The 19968-nt window shown below is 37.7% G+C and carries 20 protein-coding genes; 4 read left to right on the top strand and 16 right to left on the bottom strand.

All coding sequences use genetic code 11. The annotated features are described in order from the left end of the window. Positions 1–172: 172 nt before the first annotated feature. Positions 173–1363 (top strand): amino acid aminotransferase, encoded by a 1191-nt coding sequence (locus tag PPBDW_RS09855; RefSeq protein WP_036795191.1) that lies wholly within the window; start codon positions 173–175, stop codon positions 1361–1363. Between the two features lie 76 nt (positions 1364–1439). On the opposite strand, the gene PPBDW_RS09860 is transcribed toward PPBDW_RS09855, so the two are convergent. Further along, positions 1440–1745, bottom strand: coding sequence for a hypothetical protein (locus PPBDW_RS09860; RefSeq protein WP_036795192.1), 306 nt, complete (start codon positions 1743–1745; stop codon positions 1440–1442). A 220-nt stretch (positions 1746–1965) separates the two neighbouring features. Beyond that, entirely contained in the window at positions 1966–2337 is a 372-nt protein-coding gene (locus PPBDW_RS09865) for a hypothetical protein (protein ID WP_036795193.1), read from the bottom strand. A 465-nt stretch (positions 2338–2802) separates the two neighbouring features. On the opposite strand from PPBDW_RS09865, the gene PPBDW_RS09870 reads away from it, so the two are divergent. Then, on the top strand, positions 2803–3300 hold the full coding sequence (locus PPBDW_RS09870) for a DUF2982 domain-containing protein (protein WP_235604332.1): 498 nt from the start codon (positions 2803–2805) through the stop codon (positions 3298–3300). On the opposite strand, the gene uhpC is transcribed toward PPBDW_RS09870, so the two are convergent. The 6 genes from uhpC to PPBDW_RS09900 all read right to left on the bottom strand — a co-directional run bounded on the left by uhpC (position 3297) and on the right by PPBDW_RS09900 (position 10164). Then, positions 3297–4598, bottom strand: coding sequence for an MFS transporter (gene uhpC, locus PPBDW_RS09875; RefSeq protein ID WP_036795194.1), 1302 nt, complete (start codon positions 4596–4598; stop codon positions 3297–3299). The two genes, PPBDW_RS09870 and uhpC, sit on opposite strands and share 4 nt — an antisense overlap. Before the next feature lie 37 nt (positions 4599–4635). Continuing rightward, positions 4636–6186, bottom strand: a complete 1551-nt coding sequence (gene uhpB, locus PPBDW_RS09880) for a signal transduction histidine-protein kinase/phosphatase UhpB (RefSeq protein WP_036795195.1) — start codon at positions 6184–6186, stop codon at positions 4636–4638. Further along, a complete protein-coding gene (gene uhpA, locus PPBDW_RS09885; protein WP_036795196.1) occupies positions 6186–6794 on the bottom strand; it encodes a response regulator transcription factor UhpA in 609 nt (202 codons plus the stop codon). The genes uhpB and uhpA overlap by 1 nt, the downstream gene beginning before the upstream one ends. 217 nt (positions 6795–7011) lie before the next feature. Further along, positions 7012–7665 (bottom strand): MBL fold metallo-hydrolase, encoded by a 654-nt coding sequence (locus PPBDW_RS09890; RefSeq protein ID WP_036795197.1) that lies wholly within the window; start codon positions 7663–7665, stop codon positions 7012–7014. Positions 7666–7744: 79 nt separating this feature from the next. Continuing rightward, a complete protein-coding gene (mepK, locus tag PPBDW_RS09895) occupies positions 7745–8299 on the bottom strand; it encodes a peptidoglycan L,D-endopeptidase MepK (RefSeq protein ID WP_036795198.1) in 555 nt (184 codons plus the stop codon). A 152-nt stretch (positions 8300–8451) separates the two neighbouring features. Beyond that, positions 8452–10164: a L,D-transpeptidase family protein gene (locus PPBDW_RS09900; protein WP_054262056.1), complete on the bottom strand. Its 1713-nt coding sequence runs from the start codon at positions 10162–10164 to the stop codon at positions 8452–8454. Positions 10165–10720: 556 nt separating this feature from the next. Here PPBDW_RS09900 and PPBDW_RS09905 point away from each other — a divergent pair. Continuing rightward, positions 10721–11221, top strand: a complete 501-nt coding sequence (locus tag PPBDW_RS09905) for a MarR family winged helix-turn-helix transcriptional regulator (RefSeq protein WP_036795200.1) — start codon at positions 10721–10723, stop codon at positions 11219–11221. Between the two features lie 88 nt (positions 11222–11309). Here PPBDW_RS09905 and PPBDW_RS09910 read toward each other — a convergent pair whose 3' ends face one another. The 3 genes from PPBDW_RS09910 to PPBDW_RS09920 all read right to left on the bottom strand — a co-directional run bounded on the left by PPBDW_RS09910 (position 11310) and on the right by PPBDW_RS09920 (position 13251). Then, entirely contained in the window at positions 11310–11675 is a 366-nt protein-coding gene (locus PPBDW_RS09910; RefSeq protein WP_036795202.1) for a DUF4870 family protein, read from the bottom strand. 309 nt (positions 11676–11984) lie between these two features. Beyond that, positions 11985–12668 carry a CPBP family intramembrane glutamic endopeptidase gene (locus PPBDW_RS09915; protein ID WP_036795204.1) on the bottom strand — a complete coding sequence of 228 codons (684 nt, stop codon included), beginning with the start codon at positions 12666–12668 and terminating at the stop codon, positions 11985–11987. 217 nt (positions 12669–12885) lie between these two features. Beyond that, complete coding sequence (locus PPBDW_RS09920; protein WP_036795205.1) at positions 12886–13251, bottom strand: DUF6404 family protein; 366 nt, start codon at positions 13249–13251, stop codon at positions 12886–12888. Positions 13252–13577: 326 nt separating this feature from the next. On the opposite strand from PPBDW_RS09920, the gene PPBDW_RS09925 reads away from it, so the two are divergent. Beyond that, positions 13578–14423 (top strand): LysR family transcriptional regulator, encoded by an 846-nt coding sequence (locus PPBDW_RS09925; RefSeq protein ID WP_036795206.1) that lies wholly within the window; start codon positions 13578–13580, stop codon positions 14421–14423. Here the strand turns inward: PPBDW_RS09925 and PPBDW_RS09930 are convergent. From PPBDW_RS09930 to PPBDW_RS09950, 5 genes are all read right to left on the bottom strand, one after another. Beyond that, the gene (locus PPBDW_RS09930) at positions 14374–15153 is read right to left on the bottom strand and encodes a TSUP family transporter (RefSeq protein WP_036795207.1); all 780 of its coding nucleotides are present in this window, start codon (positions 15151–15153) and stop codon (positions 14374–14376) included. The genes PPBDW_RS09925 and PPBDW_RS09930 overlap by 50 nt on opposite strands. A 159-nt stretch (positions 15154–15312) precedes the next feature. Further along, positions 15313–15768 carry a group II truncated hemoglobin gene (locus PPBDW_RS09935; RefSeq protein WP_036795208.1) on the bottom strand — a complete coding sequence of 152 codons (456 nt, stop codon included), beginning with the start codon at positions 15766–15768 and terminating at the stop codon, positions 15313–15315. 100 nt (positions 15769–15868) lie between these two features. Next, positions 15869–18352, bottom strand: coding sequence for a trimethylamine-N-oxide reductase TorA (torA, locus tag PPBDW_RS09940; protein ID WP_036795210.1), 2484 nt, complete (start codon positions 18350–18352; stop codon positions 15869–15871). A gap of 33 nt (positions 18353–18385) precedes the next feature. Next, a complete protein-coding gene (torC, locus tag PPBDW_RS09945) occupies positions 18386–19570 on the bottom strand; it encodes a pentaheme c-type cytochrome TorC (RefSeq protein WP_036795212.1) in 1185 nt (394 codons plus the stop codon). Between the two features lie 42 nt (positions 19571–19612). After that, positions 19613–19861: a periplasmic nitrate reductase, NapE protein gene (locus PPBDW_RS09950; RefSeq protein ID WP_373455510.1), complete on the bottom strand. Its 249-nt coding sequence runs from the start codon at positions 19859–19861 to the stop codon at positions 19613–19615. Positions 19862–19968: the final 107 nt, after the last annotated feature.

The raw sequence follows: 19968 nt of genomic DNA on the forward strand, positions 1-19968 counted from the left end.
GGGATAAATTCAATTCAGCATCAACAATCAGAGATTATTATGCTTGCGATCATACAAATATACTAAAAACTATAAATATAAATTCACAAATTTGTTGCATCCTCTTGTCAAACTTCCATCACTAAGGGTATAAATAGGCATATAACTATTTAATTACCCATGGATGAACGATATGTTTGAAAAGATTACAGCAGCACCCGCTGATCCAATTCTCGGTTTAACAGAAGAATTTAAAGCTGATCCTAGAACACATAAAATTAACCTCGGCGTGGGTATTTACAAAAATGAAGCAGGTAACACACCTGTTTTAGCGACAGTAAAAAAAGCAGAAGCAATCCTACTAGCACAAGAAACAACTAAATCTTACCTTAGTATTCCAGGTACGCCAGAATATGGCCTTGCTGTACAGCAACTACTTTTCGGGGCTGACTCAACCCTTATTGCCGAAAAACGTATTCAAACAGCACAAGCACCCGGTGGTACAGGAGCCCTACGCGTTGCTGCTGAGTTTATCAAACGCCAGTTAGGCAATGTTACCGTTTGGATTAGTAACCCTACATGGGCTAACCACCACGGTGTATTTGGTGCTGCTGGTTTAGAAACTAAAACTTACGGCTACTATAATGCCCAAACAAAAGACATTGATTTTGAGGCAACTATTGCTGATTTAAGCCAAGCCAATGCTGGTGATGTAGTGCTATTCCACGGTTGCTGTCATAATCCAACCGGTATTGATCCTACCAACCAACAATGGCAAACCTTGGCTAAACTCTGCCTTGAAAAAGATTTGCTACCAATGTTTGACTTTGCTTATCAAGGCTTTGCTTACGGTGTTGAAGAAGATGCTCAAGGTTTACGTATTTTCGCAGATCAAATGCCCGAACTACTTGTTGCAAGCTCATTCTCTAAAAACTTTGGTCTTTACAACGAGCGTGTCGGCGCATTTACTTTAGTCGCCAAAAATGCAGAACAAGCAGCAGTCTCTTTTAGCCAAGTAAAATCTATTGCGCGTGTTATTTATTCAAATCCCCCCGCTCACGGTGCTGCAATTGTAACTCAAATTCTAAATGATGCGGTATTACGTGCTGAGTGGGAGCAAGAAGTTGCTGACATGCGTGATCGTATTCAAGAAATGCGAGTACTCTTTGTTGCAACATTAAAACAATGTGGTGTAGATGCAGACTTTAGCTTTATCGAACGTCAAAACGGTATGTTTTCATTTTCAGGCCTAAACAAAGATCAAGTAAACCGCTTAAAAGATGAGTTTGCTATCTATATTGTTGGTTCTGGGCGCATCAGTGTTGCAGGCATGACAAAATCAAATATGCTTCCGCTATGTCAGGGAATTGCTGCAGTTTTATAATCTATAGTCCCTAAAACAATCATAAAAAAGAGGATAATTGTCCTCTTTTTTATCGACTATAATGACACCAATAATATTAGCCTGATTTATTCAATGGCAGTACATTACAATAAAGATCATGTTCATAATGCTTCTCTAATTGCTTACGCCAAGGTCGCTCTGCTATTGGTACAAGATAAAACATTTCTCTTGTAGTATCAGTTACAAACGCCATTCCATGTCGCATAACTTCATAATGTATATCGTGAATATAACCGAGAGAAAAACTTTGTCTCCCAGTTAGCATATTAATATCTTCGCGACTGAGGGATACTCCCTGTGTTTCATCTGCAAACCGTTCAAGTAGCCAACCAGAAAATTCCTTTGCACTTATCATTGTCATAAGATCAGTTTCTCCGAATTCTACGTACTCCTTGAGAGTCTCTCTCCATATTAATAGTTATAGCAGAGTGAAAAATAACCGTCAGTTTTATGTATTAAAGATAATAATAGTATAAATAATAACTGTAGTATGAGGGGGAAATAGAATCATATTGCAGAGGAGAAATATAAGAAAAACATAGAAATGCCCGCTTCTGAACAAGAAGCGGGATAAGCATATCTTAAAGTGCTTTATATAACACTTTATTCCCTGCCATTTGGATACGCTCAACTAACCCTTCTTCAGTTAATTTTTTTAACGCACCGGTAGCCCAAGATGCAGCTTTTGCATCTTCTTGGCCTGCTTGTAAACCAATCCCCTTTGGATTTAATCCATCAGTATGCTTAACAATAATATCTAAAACTTGTTGTTGTTTAGGTGTTAACGTTACAGCTGATTTAGAAGCTACAACAGGCTTAGAAGCGACAACAACTTCAGCAACAACTGCTGTTTCAACTTTCTGTACGTTTTTAGCTGCAGAGACTGTATTCGTTAAAAGAGGTTTCTGTTTATGCAGTTTACGCTGGATATTACGTTTGTGAGAAATTCTCATTACTTTATTTACTCCGTTACACTACTTTCGATCACCACTATTTTCAGCGAGAAAAAGTGAGCGCGTTTTATACCAAGGTTATTTGACAATTACCAGCAAACGATTATTTATCCATCAATAAATATGATCCTTAACAGGTGAGCATCAAATAATGGTGGATTTTGACATACTAATAGCAAAAATAACGCTAAAAATCAGCATATCCATCGAAATGCCTTCAGTGCATATATACAAGTTGTCGATATTGGGTAACGGTACAATGTGACTATAATGTAATAATGATTTAAGGAGACAGTGATGGAGACACTTCATATTCATTCAGACAAAATAACTGCAAAACATTATGTCTGGTTGGTTATCATCGTAATCACCATAAGCCTCACCTTTTTAAGTTATTTTAATACGCAATTATCAGTAATCAGTATATTTATCGTGCTATCGTTAATGATAACGATATTGTTAGTGATGATTAAAATTATTACTACACCTAGCATAAGTTTTACGTTAACTTTTATGCATTGCCAATATCATAGTCGCTATGGTGGTTGGGCTACAACATGGCACAACGTAGCACATATAGGTCATGCTACTGTTGGGACACAAGGCTGGCATACATCCCTGCCCTGGATAGGTATTCGTTTAAACAGTTATGATAATTTTATTAGCAGTATATGCCCCCGAGTAGCCTCAAGATTATTACTTGAACAACGGGTTTTATTAATAATGGCACTTAAATATAATGTCGATTCACATCACCAGCTTGAAGACATATTATTTGATGACTCACCTTTTATCACTCAAGATGGGGAGCAATTTATAGGGCTACAAGCCATGCTTGCTAATCGAATGCGCTATAACAGAGAATTATTAGGGTTCGATTTTTTTATTGCTGATGACGTTATCGATCGTCCTATTGCTGATTTCATTGGTTTATTACGGCGCTACAAAGCCGCCGCTACTTAACATGGCGATGAATGACTAGTCGCTGAGGTTTGGACTTTAAGAAAAGGCAATAAAAGTAACCCAATAAAAGCGGCAGCTACTGAAATTACGACAAAAAAGCCAGTCCAATGATAATGGTTCATAATAATAGCCAGTGGATATCCAGCTAACGCTGCTCCCATATAAGCAAATAAACCCACAAAACCTGTCGCAGCACCAACTGAATCTTTATGGGAGCATTCTGCAGCAGCCATACCAATTAACATTTGTGGCCCAAAGACAAAGAAACCTATCGCAAAAAAACATCCCGACTGCAATATATAACTTGTTACTGGCATAACCCATAGTGCGGCAACGGCCAAAAATATTCCCATTGCAAACAATAAAATCATCGGGCCTCGGTTGCCTCCAAATAATTTATCAGATCCCCAACCGCCAACTAATGAACCTAAAAATCCGCCAACTTCAAATAATGACAACGCGCCATTAGCTGAGAATAAACTATAATGATGCTGCTCCGTTAGATAAAGATTTCCCCAGTCATTGATCGCTGTTCGAACGATATAAACCAAGACATAACTCATCGCAAGTAGCCATAAATATTTATTGGTTAATACATATTTAAACAATATTTGTCGTTGTGTAAGGTCAATTCCTTCATTTTCTTGCGCAATTTCCAAATGGTCATGGCGCCATAACCCAATACTTGGTAACCCTATCGCTGTCGGTTTATTTCGTAAACGCCAACATAAACTAAAACCAATAAAAATCGCTATTATGCCGGGAATAAAGAACCCATAGCGCCATCCATAATGCACAGTTAAAAAGCCAACTAATAAAGGAATCAGCGCCCCACCAACATTATGAGCAGTATTCCAACAAGACCACCATAATCCACGTTCAGAACGAGAATACCAGCTTGTGAGCAATTTAGAACACGCAGGCCATCCCCAACCTTGAAACCAGGCATTAGCTATCCATAATAACGTAAATGCCATAATCGAACTTGAGAAACCAAAGCAGATATTTATAATGCCGGTTGCTATCAAACCTATACCCATAAAGTAGCGCGGGTTGGAACGATCAGAGATCATACCTGATATAAATTTTGAACAGCCATAAGTAAGATAAAACAAAGTTCCCATCATACCGATATCTGATTTATCCCAACCTAAATCAGCAATCATTGCCGGCATTGCATAAGTAAAGTTTTTACGGGTTAAATAAAATCCCGCATAGCCAATATACATACTAACCATAATATGCAAACGCCAATATTTATAGCGTTGATCAACTGTTGAATGTGATATTACGGCCATGATATACCTGAAAATATAAATGAATTTATCGTTGGAATTATGCTATTGGTAATAAGATTACCAGCGTTGTACCTGTATCTTTTTTTGGTAATGATATTTTTTGGGACTCATCATGATAATTGCTCACTATTGAACATTGCCCTCCCAATACTTCAACTCGCTCACGAATCCCCCGTAAACCGAAGCCTTTAAATGCATCTTCAGCTTTAAAGCCAATCCCATTATCTTCAATTTGTAATCTGATTTTTTGGTCAATCTCTAATTCAATAATAACTTCTGTCGCGTGTGAATACTTAGCGATATTATTTAATGCTTCTTGGCAAATACGATATAAGGTAACGCTAGTAGTATCGCATAATAATTGTTGATAATGGCCCCATGCCATTGCTACCTCAATGCCTTTATCTTCCAATTTTAAATCACAAACAACCTGCTCAACAGCTTTAGCTAAACCAAGATCATCTAATGTTTTGGGACGCAGCCGTGATAATAAACCTTTCGCTGTATCATAAACATTGAGTGATAATTGTTCGATTGTAGAAGCGCACTGCTGGGTTACAGGCGTTATTTCAACACGTTTTAATATACTCGCTTGCATTCTAATCGCGGTAATATTTTGACCTATTTCATCATGCAATTCTCTGGCAACATCTCGTCTAACAGATTCTTCAGTTTTAATTAATTGCCGCGATAATACCTGATTTCGTCCTAACTCAGCAGATAATTTATGATTAAGATCCCGTTGTCGTTGAATACCAAGCCCCAATAAAATACCCGTTAAACTTTGTGCTGATAACGATAAGAGTAAATCAGTGATCTCCATCTTACTGACACCACTTCTTGCAGCTATTAATGCAACACTATTGAGTAGCGTCCCTAATAATGCACCTTGCCATCCATGCCGAAAAGCAAATACAATAATAGGTATCGCTAAACAAAATGGAGCAAAACGACTTAATTCATCAGGTAAGTTTATTTGCAATAAAATATTAGCGACAAAAAGTAAAGCGTATAAACATAAATCGCGATGGCGTAATTCTAATGGTCGAGAAATTAAAGCAACCGTCAATGGGATCCATGACCGATTAAATAAAAAGCTCCATAGTAAATAGCACGTTGGCACCAACATTAATCCTCCCGTTATACTAATAAGGAAGATCATGCCTACTGACGATACGGGGATTTTAGCAATGGAACCAAATCCGATCACCATCGCAATATTAATACTTGCAGTAGATAGAATAGCTACAGCCATTACTAATAACTGTCGCCATTGTTCGCCATAATAATAACGCCGACCATACCATAACAACGGCCACGATAAACCACTCGCCATTAAAATAGGCCACCACGGTAAATCATTAAGCACTTTTGAAAGAAGTAAAATTAAACCCCATTCAGCAGCGTAAATTATTATCCAATAACGACTTGCCGTATGTAATGTTATTCCTAATCGTAGTGCAAAAGGGAAAAATAAAATAGCTAATGCAGGGTCACCCACAAAATAAAAAGCAATTACCCACAAACAAAACCAACTACAAATAAAAAATGAACACCCGCCTAATGACGTGAGAAAATAATGTCGCATTACAATACTTCTTGTGGGAAATACTTTGCTAACTCAACATTATTACTAACATTAAGTTTATCCATTGCATTAGAGCGATGTACATGAACGGTTTTATGGCTCAAACCTAATTCGATCGCAACCGCTTTAACATCTAAACCAGTGGCTAACATCTCGCCAATTTGACGTTCACGTTTAGTTAAACACGCTATAGATTGCTGATAAGGATCGGCTGTACCCAATTGGGCTTCTATATCAGAGGCTAAATAACGTTCGCCATTCGCCACCTTTCGAACTGCGCGTATAAGCTCATCGGGGCTGCAACGTTTGCTTAAATAACCTTTCGCTCCTGTAGATAACGCTTTATTCACAACTGTTGCAGTATCATGAACGCTAAGCATAATACACGCCATATCTCGTGATAAATCTTCAAGTAACGTCAGGCCACTTTCATTAGGCATTGATATGTCAATAATACATACATCGACAGTCAACTTAGCTAATCCGTTACGTGCTTCTTGTGCTGAGCTAAATTGACTAATAACCATCATGTCTGACTCTAGTGATAATAATTGAGCAAAACCAGAACGGACAATAACGTGATCGTCAACTAAAGCGACTGTAATCATGATGAGATATACCTATAGGCACTAAAAAACGATAGGAAAGCCCTAACGAGCATAAAATACCGTTTAGGTTAACCTCACGCAAGCTTTAGACTGCTAAATTGTTTATTGCTTAATAAACGATATAAAAAAACCACTGCTCATAAAACGATCAGTGGTTTCAATTTAATCTCGTGCTTGAATCCTGCTAACTAAGTGCTAGCCTGACACACAGACATTATTAATACAGGGGCATTTCATCAGCCACAAATGGGTTTGTCACACGCTCATGACCAAACGTAGACAATGGGCCATGACCAGGAACAAATGTCACTTCATTACCTAAAGGCCACAGTTTTGTCTTAATAGAATTTACCAATGTTGGATGATCACCTTGTGGGAAATCAGTACGACCGATACCACCTTTAAATAATACATCCCCCACAAACGCTACGTTAGCATCCGCACTATAAAAAATCACATGGCCAGGAGTGTGACCAGGAGTATGAAATACTTGTAAAGCTTGATTACCAACTTTAACTACGTCGCCATCATTTAGCCATTGAGTCGGCGCAAATGCTTCTGTCATTGGGAAACCAAACATTTCACTTTGACGAGGTAATCCTTGCAGCCAAAATTCATCATTTTGCTGTGGGCCAATAATCGGCACATTCAGAATCTGAGAAAGAGGCTCAGTACCACCAACATGATCTAAATGTCCGTGGGTTAATAATAATTGAGTAACGTTAACACCAAGTTCTTCAACCACTTGCTGAAGTTGCTGAATATCACCACCGGGATCAATAATCGCTGCTTGATGTGTTTCGTCACACCATATAATAGAGCAGTTTTGCTGAAATGGCGTAACTGGCACAATTTTGTATTGAAGGCTCATTCATACTTCCTAACTGAGACATTATGTAACGAAGCATGCCATGAATATCATTAAAAATACAGATTCGTGCTGGAATAAACTACCCTCTCCAATTACGAACGGGGCCAGTGTCAATATGCACAAATTGGCTATTTGGATAATAACCAACACCACCAATATTTAAATCTTGTGCCGCTTTACGTATTTTAGCTAAAGGAACCCCTTCAAGATTAAAATCGATCGCCTGTGCTTTCATATGGTAACTTTTCTTTGCTACCCCACCACGTTTGGCTAGCATTTTATTGGTCTTAGGCGAACGGTAACCCGAAAATAGCTGCGCGTAGCCTTCGTGACCAAGATACGATTGGATTTGTGCAATCGCATCATACAAACGGCGATCTATGCGAGCAATTTCATTTTGGCGAAAATCACGACAAAGATGATCTAAACGTCGAACTTCTTTACCTACATAAGTCTTACCATTAAAGTATTTAGTTTCTAGTTCTTCACCTGTATGCAAATTACGCAGTAACATTGTTCGAGGTGTTGTTGCTTGAAAAGCGCTGGCTAGCGCAATATTAGGTAACATACATGCACCAACAGCCAACCCACCATATGTTAAAAATTTACGACGACTAATATCTAGATTTGACATAATTCACACAACCGAAAAAAATGATCTTTATTTCTAAAGCAATTCATATACCAATGTTGCAAGACATTATCTTCAGTTAATAAAGCAGTCAAATACAAAAGTCACATAAAATAAAGCTGACAAATCTATTTTTAAATATCATTAAGTTACATTCAATTATTATTGTAAGCAGAGGTTAATGACACTTTATTTTGTTGTTCTCTATCATATTCGTAAATATCAAACCGGTAATTCACCTCACCGTCATCATTAATCCATGCGGTTTGATAAATAATTTCTACTGGAACTTTTTTACTTTTATTGAGTCTAATTGTGCGCGTTTTTTTACTCTTAGAAAACATATTAAATTGCGACTCACTTCTTCCTGAATATTGTAATAATGCTAATGCCAGTGATTTAGACTCAAGCACACGCACACAACCAGAACTCAGTGCGCGTTCATGCTTATTAAATAAGACTGGATATGACGTATCGTGTAAGTAAATAGACTGGGTATTAGGAATATTAAACTTATATAAACCTAACGCGTTCTTTTTACCTGGCTTTTGACGTAGCCGATAAGGAAATTTATTAGATGCTAATAAGTTATAAGGAATTGAATTTATATTTATTTTTTCAGAACTGCCCCAACTACGAAGAACCTCATAGTTATGACGCCTTAAATAACTTCGACTACGTCTTACTTTTGGTAATATATCTCTTTTCGTAATTGAATTAGGTACATTCCAATATGGATTAAATACTACCGAGTTTACTATTGAATTAAAAATCGGTGTTTGCCGTGATGGCCGGCCAACAATTACTTTACTATTCATAACCCAACGACCATCTAGCCATAAGTTCATATAATAATTAGGGATATTCACTACAATACCGGTATAAAGACTTGTCGACCATAACCGTAATCGCTGAGCATTTAACGCTAATAATCGTACTCGTTGGGTTAAGTTTAATGCTAACCATTTCTGGGTTTCGGTACCAATAATACCATCGCGTTTTAAACCATGTCGTGCTTGAAAACGTTTTACAGCTAAGACAATACTACCAGTATATAACGATCTACGTTGTTGTTGATGCCGCTTAGCCTCACGTGGAGAAAGATCGCCAAGGCGCTTAAGTACCGTTATCAAACTGGGCATAAATTGAATTTTACTGCCTGGATTCACTTTGCCGTGAAATATAAATACAGGCCAACGTAATGTGGGGTGAGATTCCAGCCGATTAATTGATGCTACTAATTGGTTATATTCAGATGTTTGTGGTTTTAAGCGAATAATGAATTGATGAAACTGATTATTTTCATAATTCATTAGCATATCTTCAATGACCATTTGACTAGGCCGAGGTAATCGTGAAGATGTCTTTTCACCAAATAGCCACATTTTTCCTTTACCATGTAATTGTTCAATAAAGCTGAGATAGATTAATAACGTGTCTGTTGCGATAACATCATATTGCTGCCAGTTTTGTTGTGGCTGTAATTGAATGAGTAAGTGATATCTTGCAGTAAGTTCTTTATTAGTTTGAGATAAACTAATGATGCGTAATTGATCAATAAAATCATTGATTGTACGTTGGTTTTTCCAAAATTGGCTAAACCCTGTTGATAAATATAACTCGACCAATGTAGTTGGATATTTAAGACGCGTCATATTTGCATTGGCATCTGCAACCCATCCTTGAGCACGACTTAACATATTGCTTGACCGATCAACTGCCGAAAAAGAAGCTCTGGGGTTATTTAAATGCAATAATCTATTATTCTCTTGAGTAACACTAGATTGAGAATATGCACATGATATTTGCCAATAAAAACTGACAAATAGTAATATGATAATTAACAAAATATCTTTAACTAATGCCATTCAATACCTCCATTCCACACTTTCAGCATGACAAATAAAACTTTATTCGATGATTAAATGTAGAAGACGATAATGTTCGCAAATCTTAGAAGTACAACGGTAAATTAGTGTCTAAGGTAACAAGCTATTTTAACTAGATAAAAACAAGAAAATGTTACCCAAAGCAGATGAATAGTTTATTGCCACAAGAGCGTGAAATAGCATTTTGATACTTAAGTGACAGGTATAGAACACCAATGATTATCCCAAAGAACAGTCCTTTGGTTCACCTTTTAATTGTCTAATAACAGCTACATGATTTCTTCAGTTCACCGAAAAACGATAATGCAACCGATAATCATTTTCACTTAAAAATAAAACATCACAACGACACTATTGTAACAACTAAGGGTAGATGTAATGTCGTACAATTACATTTTCTATGAAAACATTCATTAGATCCCGATAAATACCAATGAAAATGTTATAATTATTGTATAATCTCACTATAAAAATACCCTATATATCACAATGATTTTATACGGTAATTGCACACAAATTTAATTGGGAAAGTAAGATGGATAGGCACGAAGAAGTACTTATTGCTCTGAGACAAATTATTCGAGCAATTGACCTACATTCTAGAAAATTGAATAAAAGCGCCGGACTTACCGGTCCACAGTTAGTATTAATGCGTGCAATTCGAGGATCAGGCGAGATTACTATTCGTCAACTATCTAACAATACCAATATGAGCCAAGCAACAGCTACCACTATTCTTGATCGTTTAGAAAAACGAGGCCTCGTTGTTCGTAAACGTAGTGTGCTTGATAAACGTAAGGTGCATGCACATCTCACGGAAGCTGGGCTTGTCTTACTTGATAAAGCACCGATGCCATTACAAGATAGTTTTATCTCTCAATACCATGATTTAGAAGATTGGGAACAATCGTTACTGCTTTCTTCTGTACAACGTATTTCAACCATGATGAATGCAGAACACCTTGATGTTGCACCTCTACTTGAAGTTGGCAGTATTACTAAACAAGAAAAAGCGAATAGCGAATTAGAAGAATAAACGGATAACCGCTTATATCTAGGCAATAAAAAACCGATCACTTGATCGGTTTTTGCGTATAGATAGCTATCAATACGTTTATCACCGATTACGCATTGTATGCCTTGTTTGAAGTCAGTTTAGCCAAACCTTTAATAACTCTAAAAATAGACCAAATCCATACTGCAACTGCTAAAAAGTAACCGACAACAACAAAAGCTAATACAAACGATACAATAGATAAACCCAGCCCCCACCAAAAGGTTTTGGTAATATTGGTATAGTGATCTTCAAAGATTGTACCTTTAGCTTCATCTTTTTTTATCATTGCCCAAATAGCACCAACAATCCAAAAAATCCCCGTAAATAAACCAACAACCATCAGTCCATAAGCAATCAATGCATTGTTTTTTGCCGCTTCATCTTTCATTGTCATGGTTGGACTTACAACGACCTCTTCTTGTATTTCTGACATGTAGAACTCCTTATGCTGTCTATCTATAAATCCGTTGTAGTTGTAATACGCACACATTAAACTGCCACTACCATTAGCAATTTTAATCACATGCATACACTTTTATAAATCAATAATCGTGAAATATTATATGAGAGCATTTTTTTCTTACAATATTATGACTTTATTTGTAACAACATACATACTTTTATTCGACCCATATCTAAATATTTATTATGAGAACGCTCAACATATTCAATGATAGTTTGAAAAGTCGGTACTACATGGAGCAATATAAAATGCTAAATAGAAAATTCTCATTTTGATTAGCTAAGCATACAATTTGTTATACAATCGACCGCGTTTTAAATATATTAATGATAATATCATTAGTGTTATTATACTGAATAATCCTATTCGCCAACTGGCTTGAAATGCCACAATAGCATCACTTGTCGGGGTGTCATCAGTCATACTTTCGACAATAATAAATACGTACGCTGTCAAATTATTTAAGCAATGACATATGATTAGAATAATAAGCTTCTGAGTTTGAATATAAATCATAGCCATAACCACACCAAAGAGTGTTGCACTTAGCGGATCTGTATGTAATACACCAAATAAAATTGAGCTTATTATTACGGCAGTCTTAGTCTTAAATGTTACAGATAATCGATTAATCAATATGCCACGAAATACCAATTCTTCAATAATAGGAACAAATATCACCATCAAAATAGCCATTAAAAAGTTCGGCAATAATGGATATCCTCCCTCATAGGTATAGAAAATGATAGGTCCAGAACTCAACCATTCATAAATATAGTTCGGGTAAGCAAACGAAAGTGGATAAAATATTATATAAATCGTCGAATACGATACTATGATATTAAAAAAAACCACCTCCAATGCAAATGGTAAATTTTTACGATTAAATGTACCAACCACCTCACAGAAGCGTAAACCTTTTTTCCAAAAAATAAACAATAAAAAACTAACAGTATAACGCAATAATAATAGCCTCTTAAAACTTCATTCCAAAAATTATAATTTGATAGAGAAAGCGGATTAATAAAAACATCAAATGAAATGCTTGCTAATAGTAAAAAAATCACTATATGTAATTTTAATTTCTGATAATTTATACATATTGTTACCATTAATTTATTATTTTTTGTTGATATTGAATACCGTCTCAACTTTTATATCAATAATGATCAGCATAATATTAAGATACTGAATTATAATTTTTATGGCACCACGTTTCCCAACTTACATTACCCAATTTATTTTTGGCTCTGATGATACGAAAGACCAAGGTTGCTCCCATAATACAACCAAAAGCCAAACTAGATAGAGTGTAACGGATCCAATTCTCTGGCGTTGGATGCCAAACCATCAACCACATCAATGCTCCCCATATCACGCTGAGAATTAAACTTTCTCTAAAAAAAAGCGTAACCAAAGATTGAAAAACAAGCGGTCTGTCTTCCAAGAATATAAACTTTGATAAGAAATTAGAATTGAACTTCGTTAAATCGGCTGGCACACCTTTTTCAATTAAGTGTTGCTGGATAAATTCTATCTTATTCATAATCACTTCCTTGCGCACTAAAGTGGAGAGGCTTTAACTGTCTAAAGATCAGTAGTGCGACAAAATATATCACTCATAATTTCAAACACTACTTTGTGTAGCTGATTAGAATCCATTCATTGATCAAGCTCAGAATTACTCATGTCATTCACTGCAAAGATTAACGCAATACGTGATAAAGGCTCATTACACTTTTAGAGATACTTTGGCCCTACCTCTTTTGTCGATATTACTCACGACATACCACATTCTCATGCGTCTTACCTCGCCTCTACCGCGATCATCCCGTATCATTAATTCCTCTCTTTCATCAATGGAATGAACCGATGTTACTTGAAGGTATTGAAACCTTATTAGTGTTAGCCGAAGAAGGTACCATGAGTCGAACGGGTAGCCGTTTATATATCAGCCAATCGGCAGTGAGTAAACGCATTGCCAAATTAGAAACAACATTAGGCACCAAGCTGATTATTCCTGCAGGCAGGTTAATTAAGCTAACCCCCGATGCGCATGCGCTGATCAAAAATGTTGGGCCAAGCTTTAATGAGATTCGCGGGTTGATTTTTGAACACCAGAATTTAGACGACCAAACTATTATTACGTTAGATTGCTCTGAAACCTTGGTGACAGGTTATTTATCCGATGCGCTGGGACAGTATTTTCAATACGATAAGTATATTTCTATAACAACTCATCACACCCCTGTCATTGTCGAAAACGTCCAATCAGGGAAGGCCTCAATTGGATTTTGTGCAGGTCATTTACCAGCAAACTATAACTTTATTGCTGAGCATTTAATGGATGAGCCTTTTAAGGTGATATTTAATCAGCCGCTAACGACACTACCTAAAGCCATTGTAGTTAATGACTTAAAAAACCCTTCAAATATTTCCCAAGCGGCGGTGCTGCAAAAGCATGGGATTACGCCTTTAATGGAGATGGACTCTTACACCGCTTCGGCACAATTAGCGCTGGCCGGTATGGCACCGGCCCTTGTTCCTAAATCAATCGTAAAAACATTAGCGATTAAGGATAAATTCTGTTTTGAGTTTGAGGAATTAGTGGAACTCACTCGCCCTATTAACCTCATTTACCGTCAAAATAGTTATAAATCACCACGGGTTAAAACGCTAATTGAAACCATTGCGGATGCTGTTGCCACAGCAATTTAATTGCCATTCCCATCGACATAATTACCACCATGGGGCGAATAAAACGTTGCCCTTTACTGATAACAATATGTGCGCCTAATCGTGCACCTATAAAACCGCCTGCTGCCATAATTAAACCTACTTTCCAAATAGGTAATCCAGCTAAAATAAATAATATCAACGCGGCAATGTTGGAAGTGAAATTTAAAATCTTAGTGCGAGCGGTCGCTTCAACCAATCCTAATTGCGCAAGCACAACAAAACAAATAGTAAAAAATGACCCTGTACCTGGGCCAAAAAAACCATCATAAAAACCAATACTCGTACCGACGGAAAATGCAAATGCTGCTTCTGATAACTTAGGAGTACCACCACCTACACCAATATTTGGTGACAATAAAAAATATAATGAAATACAAATCAGTAAAACTGGAATAAGGCTTGTTAATACACTAGCATCAATATGTTGTACTAATATGGCTCCAATTGCTGAGCCAGCAAATGTACAGGCAATCGCTAACCGCATTTGTTTTAAACTCACTAACCCATTGCGTACGAAATACCAAGAAGCTGAAAAACTACCAAATGAGCTTTGTAATTTATTAGTCGCTAATGCTTGAGCCGGAGGAATACCAACAGATAATAGCGCAGGAACCGTAAGCATACCGCCGCCACCAGCAATAGCATCAATAAACCCAGCAGCCAGCGCTACACAAAATAAAATAGCAAGTACATCTACACCTAATTCCATTTACTATCACTTTATTAGTTAACACATTGATAGCAGAATAATAACGGTGATTTGGGATATCGAATAGTGAAAGCTAGGATAGCAATCCATTCCAGTTTGGAATAGATTCAAACTCAATGAAAGCACATCTATTTTACCAACAACTTAATACCATTAAGATTAATTGCGATTACGGCACATTTCTGCAGGAAAAGATAATTGCACCATAATAAATCGTTTTAATAACTCATCATAAGGTTGAGCATCTAATGCTTTTTGCATACACATTAGCCATGCTTGTTTCTCATCCTGACCAATAGCCATATGTCGATGAGCACCTGCAAGATTCATACGTCCATAACGCTCAACATAACGATCTTCTCCTCCCATCCATCCAATCAAAAATGTGGCTAATTTCTGCCGGGATTCACTAAGATCATCACTATGCATTGCACGTATTGTTGCAGCTTCAGGCAAACTATCAATGTAATGGTAAAAATCTGTCACCAACTGCTGTACACCAGCTTCACCACCCGCAGCGACCAAAGTACTATTACCTTGTCCAAATACTGGCACATTACGCTTTTTTACACCGGATAAATCATCACCTTCAGGAAATTCATTATTATCAACCATTTCATACTCTCTTAATTACAATCACCTGTTAATAGTATAATAAATGAATAAAGAGCTACCGTAGTCGCTCTTTATTATTGATCACAATCTATGTTTTTAATTAACTAACATAGATAGGCCCACTGAATGACGTAACGGGAGGCACTTTGCCAGTGTACTTTTCAAAATCGACCACGACGGTATTAGCACTGGTTGCTTGCGCAAGTTCAGACGTAGGAATATCAATCGTTAATGTATTAGGATCGCCATAAGTATCGATAGCACCAATATCATTATTAAGAGGTCCGAACCACGCTCCTTCTTGAATACGAATAACCCCCGTAGGATAATGCTCAGAAAGCACCGCCCCCGCTAACAACTGCCCACGATCATTAAACACCCTCACAATATCACCATCTTTAATGCCTTTTTTCTTGGCATCTTGTGGGTTGATATATACCGGTTCATGGCCTTTTACCGCATAGGTATTACGAAATTCTTCGGAATCACACATCTGTGAGTGTAAGCGTTTATTTGGATGACAAGATTGAAGCCAAAAAGGGAATTTATCCGATTTAGGTCCGCCATGTGAACGTTCTTCTTTTTCAAACCACATCGGGTGGCCTTGACAATGCTGGTAGTTATAACGAGCAATTTTACGGCTATAAATTTCAATAAATCCAGAAGGCGTTCCGAGACCGTTAATTTCAGGATCCTCTCTAAAAGCAGCATGACTAACATAGGTTTGATCTGTTGGAAATTCGACTAATCCTTGTTGCCAAAACTGTTTAAACTCTGGCATTTCATGCTTACCTTTATTGGCTTTACGACAATCATTATACAGTTGTTCAATCCACTGCATTTCTGTCATACCGCGAGTATATTGTTTACTTTTACCAAAGCGCTGGGTTAATTCAGTGAATATCTGAAAATCTGTTTTTGATTGGAAAAGAGGATCAACCAGTTTATGCATAGCCAATACACCGCTGGTTGAATATGTACCGTATTGATCTAAATCGCTACGTTCAAATTGAGTGCAGGCAGGTAATACAATATCGGAGAAACGGCATGTTGGTGTCCATGTATAATCAATATTAACCACGGTTTGAAGCTTTCTAAAGGCCTCTTTCATTCGATTACGTTGCTGATGATGATTCCATGGGTTGCAACCACTAAATACCATCATCTTAATATCAGGTAATACGACCTTGCTGCCGTTATATTGAATATTTTTGCCGGGTTCCATAATGGCATCAATCCATCTAGCAACTGGAATCGTTGAGCTGTAGCCTTTAAAGTCATTATTATTCCAAATAGGCTCCTGACCTTCATCAACATTTCGAGGAAATCCCCCAGGCCCTGCTGCAGTACTAAATGGTAAACCGACACCACTATAGAAATGTGAATAAGACACTCCACCACCCGGTAAGCCAATCTGACCCAGCATCGATGCCAACACCGCCCCCATCCAGTATGGCTGCTCGCCATGTTGTTGGCGTTGTACTGCCCAGCCAAACATCAACATAGTACGATCTTTAACTAAACTACGGGCAAACTCTCGAATAGCATCAGCTTTAACGCCACAAATAGGCTCTGCCCATTCCGGTGTTTTGGCTATTTTATCTTTGCCAGTACCCAGTAAATAAGGCAAAAATTCATTGAAACCCAGCGTATAGATTTTAAGAAATTGCTTATCGTACAGATCTTCTTTATACAGTGTATGAGCAATAGCAAGCATGAAAGGCACATCAGTTTGAGGGTTGACGTATTGGTGTTCACAATTAAAATATTTTTGCGATTTTGATACCACTGGATCGACAGAGATCATGCGGATCTTACCGTCAGCCACCTTCTGCTTTAATTGGGCATAATAATCATACGCACCATGAGTTTCGCATTGCCAGCCAACTTGACCATTTTTAATCGGATCATTTGACCACCATATCAATGTCTTACAATCTTTAAGTACTGTCGACCATGTCGTTGCTTGCGCATAAACTTCTGTCGAGCCTAAAACATAAGGCAAAATAGTTTGACCTGCACCTGTAGAATAATCACCGACCTTCTTAATAAAATTACCATGCATACCAACAGCGCGCTGCATATGTGAAGTACAGCTTTGGAACTGCCCCGTTTCTCGCCACCCGGTTTGACCGGCATGTAATGCCCACGGGCCATAATCTTTCTGTACCCGTTGTAACTCTTGATAAAACAAATCTAACGCTTCATCCCATGTCACCCGTACAAAACGATTATTACCTCGAGTATCACCACTGTATTTATTTTTCTTGAGCCAATCTAGACGCACCATTGGATAACGCACCCGCGAAGGGCTATAAATTAATCCTTTGATCCCATTTAACATATCTGTCGGATTTTTATCGAATTCTAATGGCTTAATTTCAGCTACTTGACCATTATAAATACGAGCTCGAAATGCCCCCCAATGAGAACCTGATACCTTCCAAATACCAGGGGCTTCTCCTGTTGTCGTCGCATTAGCTTCAGTTGCTTGTGCCACTTGCAATAATAATCCAGGACCAATCACGGAAGCGGCACTGGTTGTCGCTAACCCTTGTAAAAATTTGCGCCGACTCAAAGACATAGATCTTTCCTCTTTTATAAACGGGATCCGCTGTTAATGTTTTTCTTTAGCAAAATCTGATGAGTGATTTTGTAAATATTTCAAAACAATAGCTTCGCTGTCGGTATCAAAATTCACAAACGCTAACATGCCATTAAACATTCCCGGCCAAGTATTAGCATCAAAATGATTTTCTGCAGGTTGAGTATGACAAACACTACAATTGGTTTTATAAGCCGATTGTGCAACCGACCAAATATCATTGATATTACTGACAAACTTCGCTTTTTCTACCCATAGTGTTGCGCTGACTTGCTGCCACTTCAGTCCTGTTACATCATCTTCTTTCTCGGTTGTTCCAGTCACAATCTTATTATTTTGAGCGGCCGTTTTACTTAATGCTGCCGTTGGAATATTCATCCCAAAGTCTTGATTAATTACTCGCCCAAACCCTTTTTCTTTACGCCAACCACTAATTTCAATTTGTAACATATCATCTTTTACCGCAACGACTTTCACTGCTGAAGCTGGCTCTAATGAACCACCATCTTGCGTTTTCGCTTCATCTTCAAACATAGGGATAAACTGCATACTGTAGTAAGTATTGCCTTTTTCATAATCAGTATTCTGCGCCACTGTGGCTAATTCAGAAATCATGCCACCTGAAGAATCCATGTTAGCGGGTAAGTGATGAGCGATACCTTTGTGGCAGTCAATACAGCTTTGATCTTTAGCGGCTGCCTGCTTCATTTGTACTTGTGCACGGGGTGACATTTCATCCCATTTCATACTGGAGTAGCTATGGCAACTTTTACATTCGAGGGATTTATTAGCAGCAAAACGTTTCCATTCATGCTGAGCCAGTTCTAACCGCTTGGCTTCAAATTTTGCCGGGGTATCGATAGTGCCGACAATAGCACCAAAAACTTCTTTACTGGCTTGCATCTTACGAGCAATTTTATCAGTCCAATTATGAGGAACATGACAATCAGGACACGTCGCCCTCACTCCGGCATTATTTTCCCAGTGAATAGTCCCTTGCAATTCAGGGTAAACCGTATCCCGCATTGAATGGCAACTAATACAAAATTTTTCAGTATTGGCCACTTCTAATGCGGTATTAAATCCTCCCCAAAAGATAATGCCTGAAATAAACCCACCGAGAGTGAGTACACCAAGACTTATCTTTGCGGCTGGACGCCAAAAAGTCAGCCATAATTTTTTTATGAATGTCAGCATTGTTTCACTCTCCGTTATTTATTCCACCCACAGCATTACAACCTAACCGTGTCCAGGTGGACCAAAGACAAAGACTTGCAACGCCCATACAGTGAAACCGTAGCCGCCGACTAAGGCTGCGGATAACAACGGAAATAAAAAAATAGTGATGAATAAAAAGGCCCACCATTCATAGCGACCTCTTTCCTGCTCTGTAATTTCAGTATTAGCCATCGATGACCTCTCTGTAATCATTACTATAGCGGTACACCATTCATCAAATGATAAATGGATTGGTGAAATTATAGTCAATGATAACTAACCTTCACGTCCTAACTTCGAATTAGTTGTATTAAAAAAAGACTCAATACCTAATTTAATCCATAAAAAAAGCCAGCATCACTGCTGGCTTTATTGGC

The sequence above is a fragment of the Photobacterium kishitanii genome (assembly GCF_000613045.3).
Lineage (GTDB): Bacteria > Pseudomonadota > Gammaproteobacteria > Enterobacterales > Vibrionaceae > Photobacterium > Photobacterium kishitanii.

Coding starts and splice junctions, on each gene's coding strand:
- PPBDW_RS09910 (WP_036795202.1), bottom strand. CDS start 11,675: ATGTCAGAAATACAAGAAGAGGTCGTTGTAAGTCCAACCATGACAATG.
- PPBDW_RS09905 (WP_036795200.1), top strand. CDS start 10,721: ATGGATAGGCACGAAGAAGTACTTATTGCTCTGAGACAAATTATTCGA.
- uhpB (WP_036795195.1), bottom strand. CDS start 6,186: ATGCGACATTATTTTCTCACGTCATTAGGCGGGTGTTCATTTTTTATT.
- uhpC (WP_036795194.1), bottom strand. CDS start 4,598: ATGGCCGTAATATCACATTCAACAGTTGATCAACGCTATAAATATTGG.
- PPBDW_RS09865 (WP_036795193.1), bottom strand. CDS start 2,337: ATGAGAATTTCTCACAAACGTAATATCCAGCGTAAACTGCATAAACAG.
- PPBDW_RS09870 (WP_235604332.1), top strand. CDS start 2,803: ATGATTAAAATTATTACTACACCTAGCATAAGTTTTACGTTAACTTTT.
- uhpA (WP_036795196.1), bottom strand. CDS start 6,794: ATGATTACAGTCGCTTTAGTTGACGATCACGTTATTGTCCGTTCTGGT.
- PPBDW_RS09890 (WP_036795197.1), bottom strand. CDS start 7,665: ATGAGCCTTCAATACAAAATTGTGCCAGTTACGCCATTTCAGCAAAAC.
- PPBDW_RS09900 (WP_054262056.1), bottom strand. CDS start 10,164: ATGGCATTAGTTAAAGATATTTTGTTAATTATCATATTACTATTTGTC.
- PPBDW_RS09920 (WP_036795205.1), bottom strand. CDS start 13,251: ATGAATAAGATAGAATTTATCCAGCAACACTTAATTGAAAAAGGTGTG.
- PPBDW_RS09925 (WP_036795206.1), top strand. CDS start 13,578: ATGTTACTTGAAGGTATTGAAACCTTATTAGTGTTAGCCGAAGAAGGT.
- torA (WP_036795210.1), bottom strand. CDS start 18,352: ATGTCTTTGAGTCGGCGCAAATTTTTACAAGGGTTAGCGACAACCAGT.
- PPBDW_RS09855 (WP_036795191.1), top strand. CDS start 173: ATGTTTGAAAAGATTACAGCAGCACCCGCTGATCCAATTCTCGGTTTA.
- torC (WP_036795212.1), bottom strand. CDS start 19,570: ATGCTGACATTCATAAAAAAATTATGGCTGACTTTTTGGCGTCCAGCC.
- PPBDW_RS09935 (WP_036795208.1), bottom strand. CDS start 15,768: ATGGTTGATAATAATGAATTTCCTGAAGGTGATGATTTATCCGGTGTA.
- PPBDW_RS09930 (WP_036795207.1), bottom strand. CDS start 15,153: ATGGAATTAGGTGTAGATGTACTTGCTATTTTATTTTGTGTAGCGCTG.
- PPBDW_RS09860 (WP_036795192.1), bottom strand. CDS start 1,745: ATGACAATGATAAGTGCAAAGGAATTTTCTGGTTGGCTACTTGAACGG.
- mepK (WP_036795198.1), bottom strand. CDS start 8,299: ATGTCAAATCTAGATATTAGTCGTCGTAAATTTTTAACATATGGTGGG.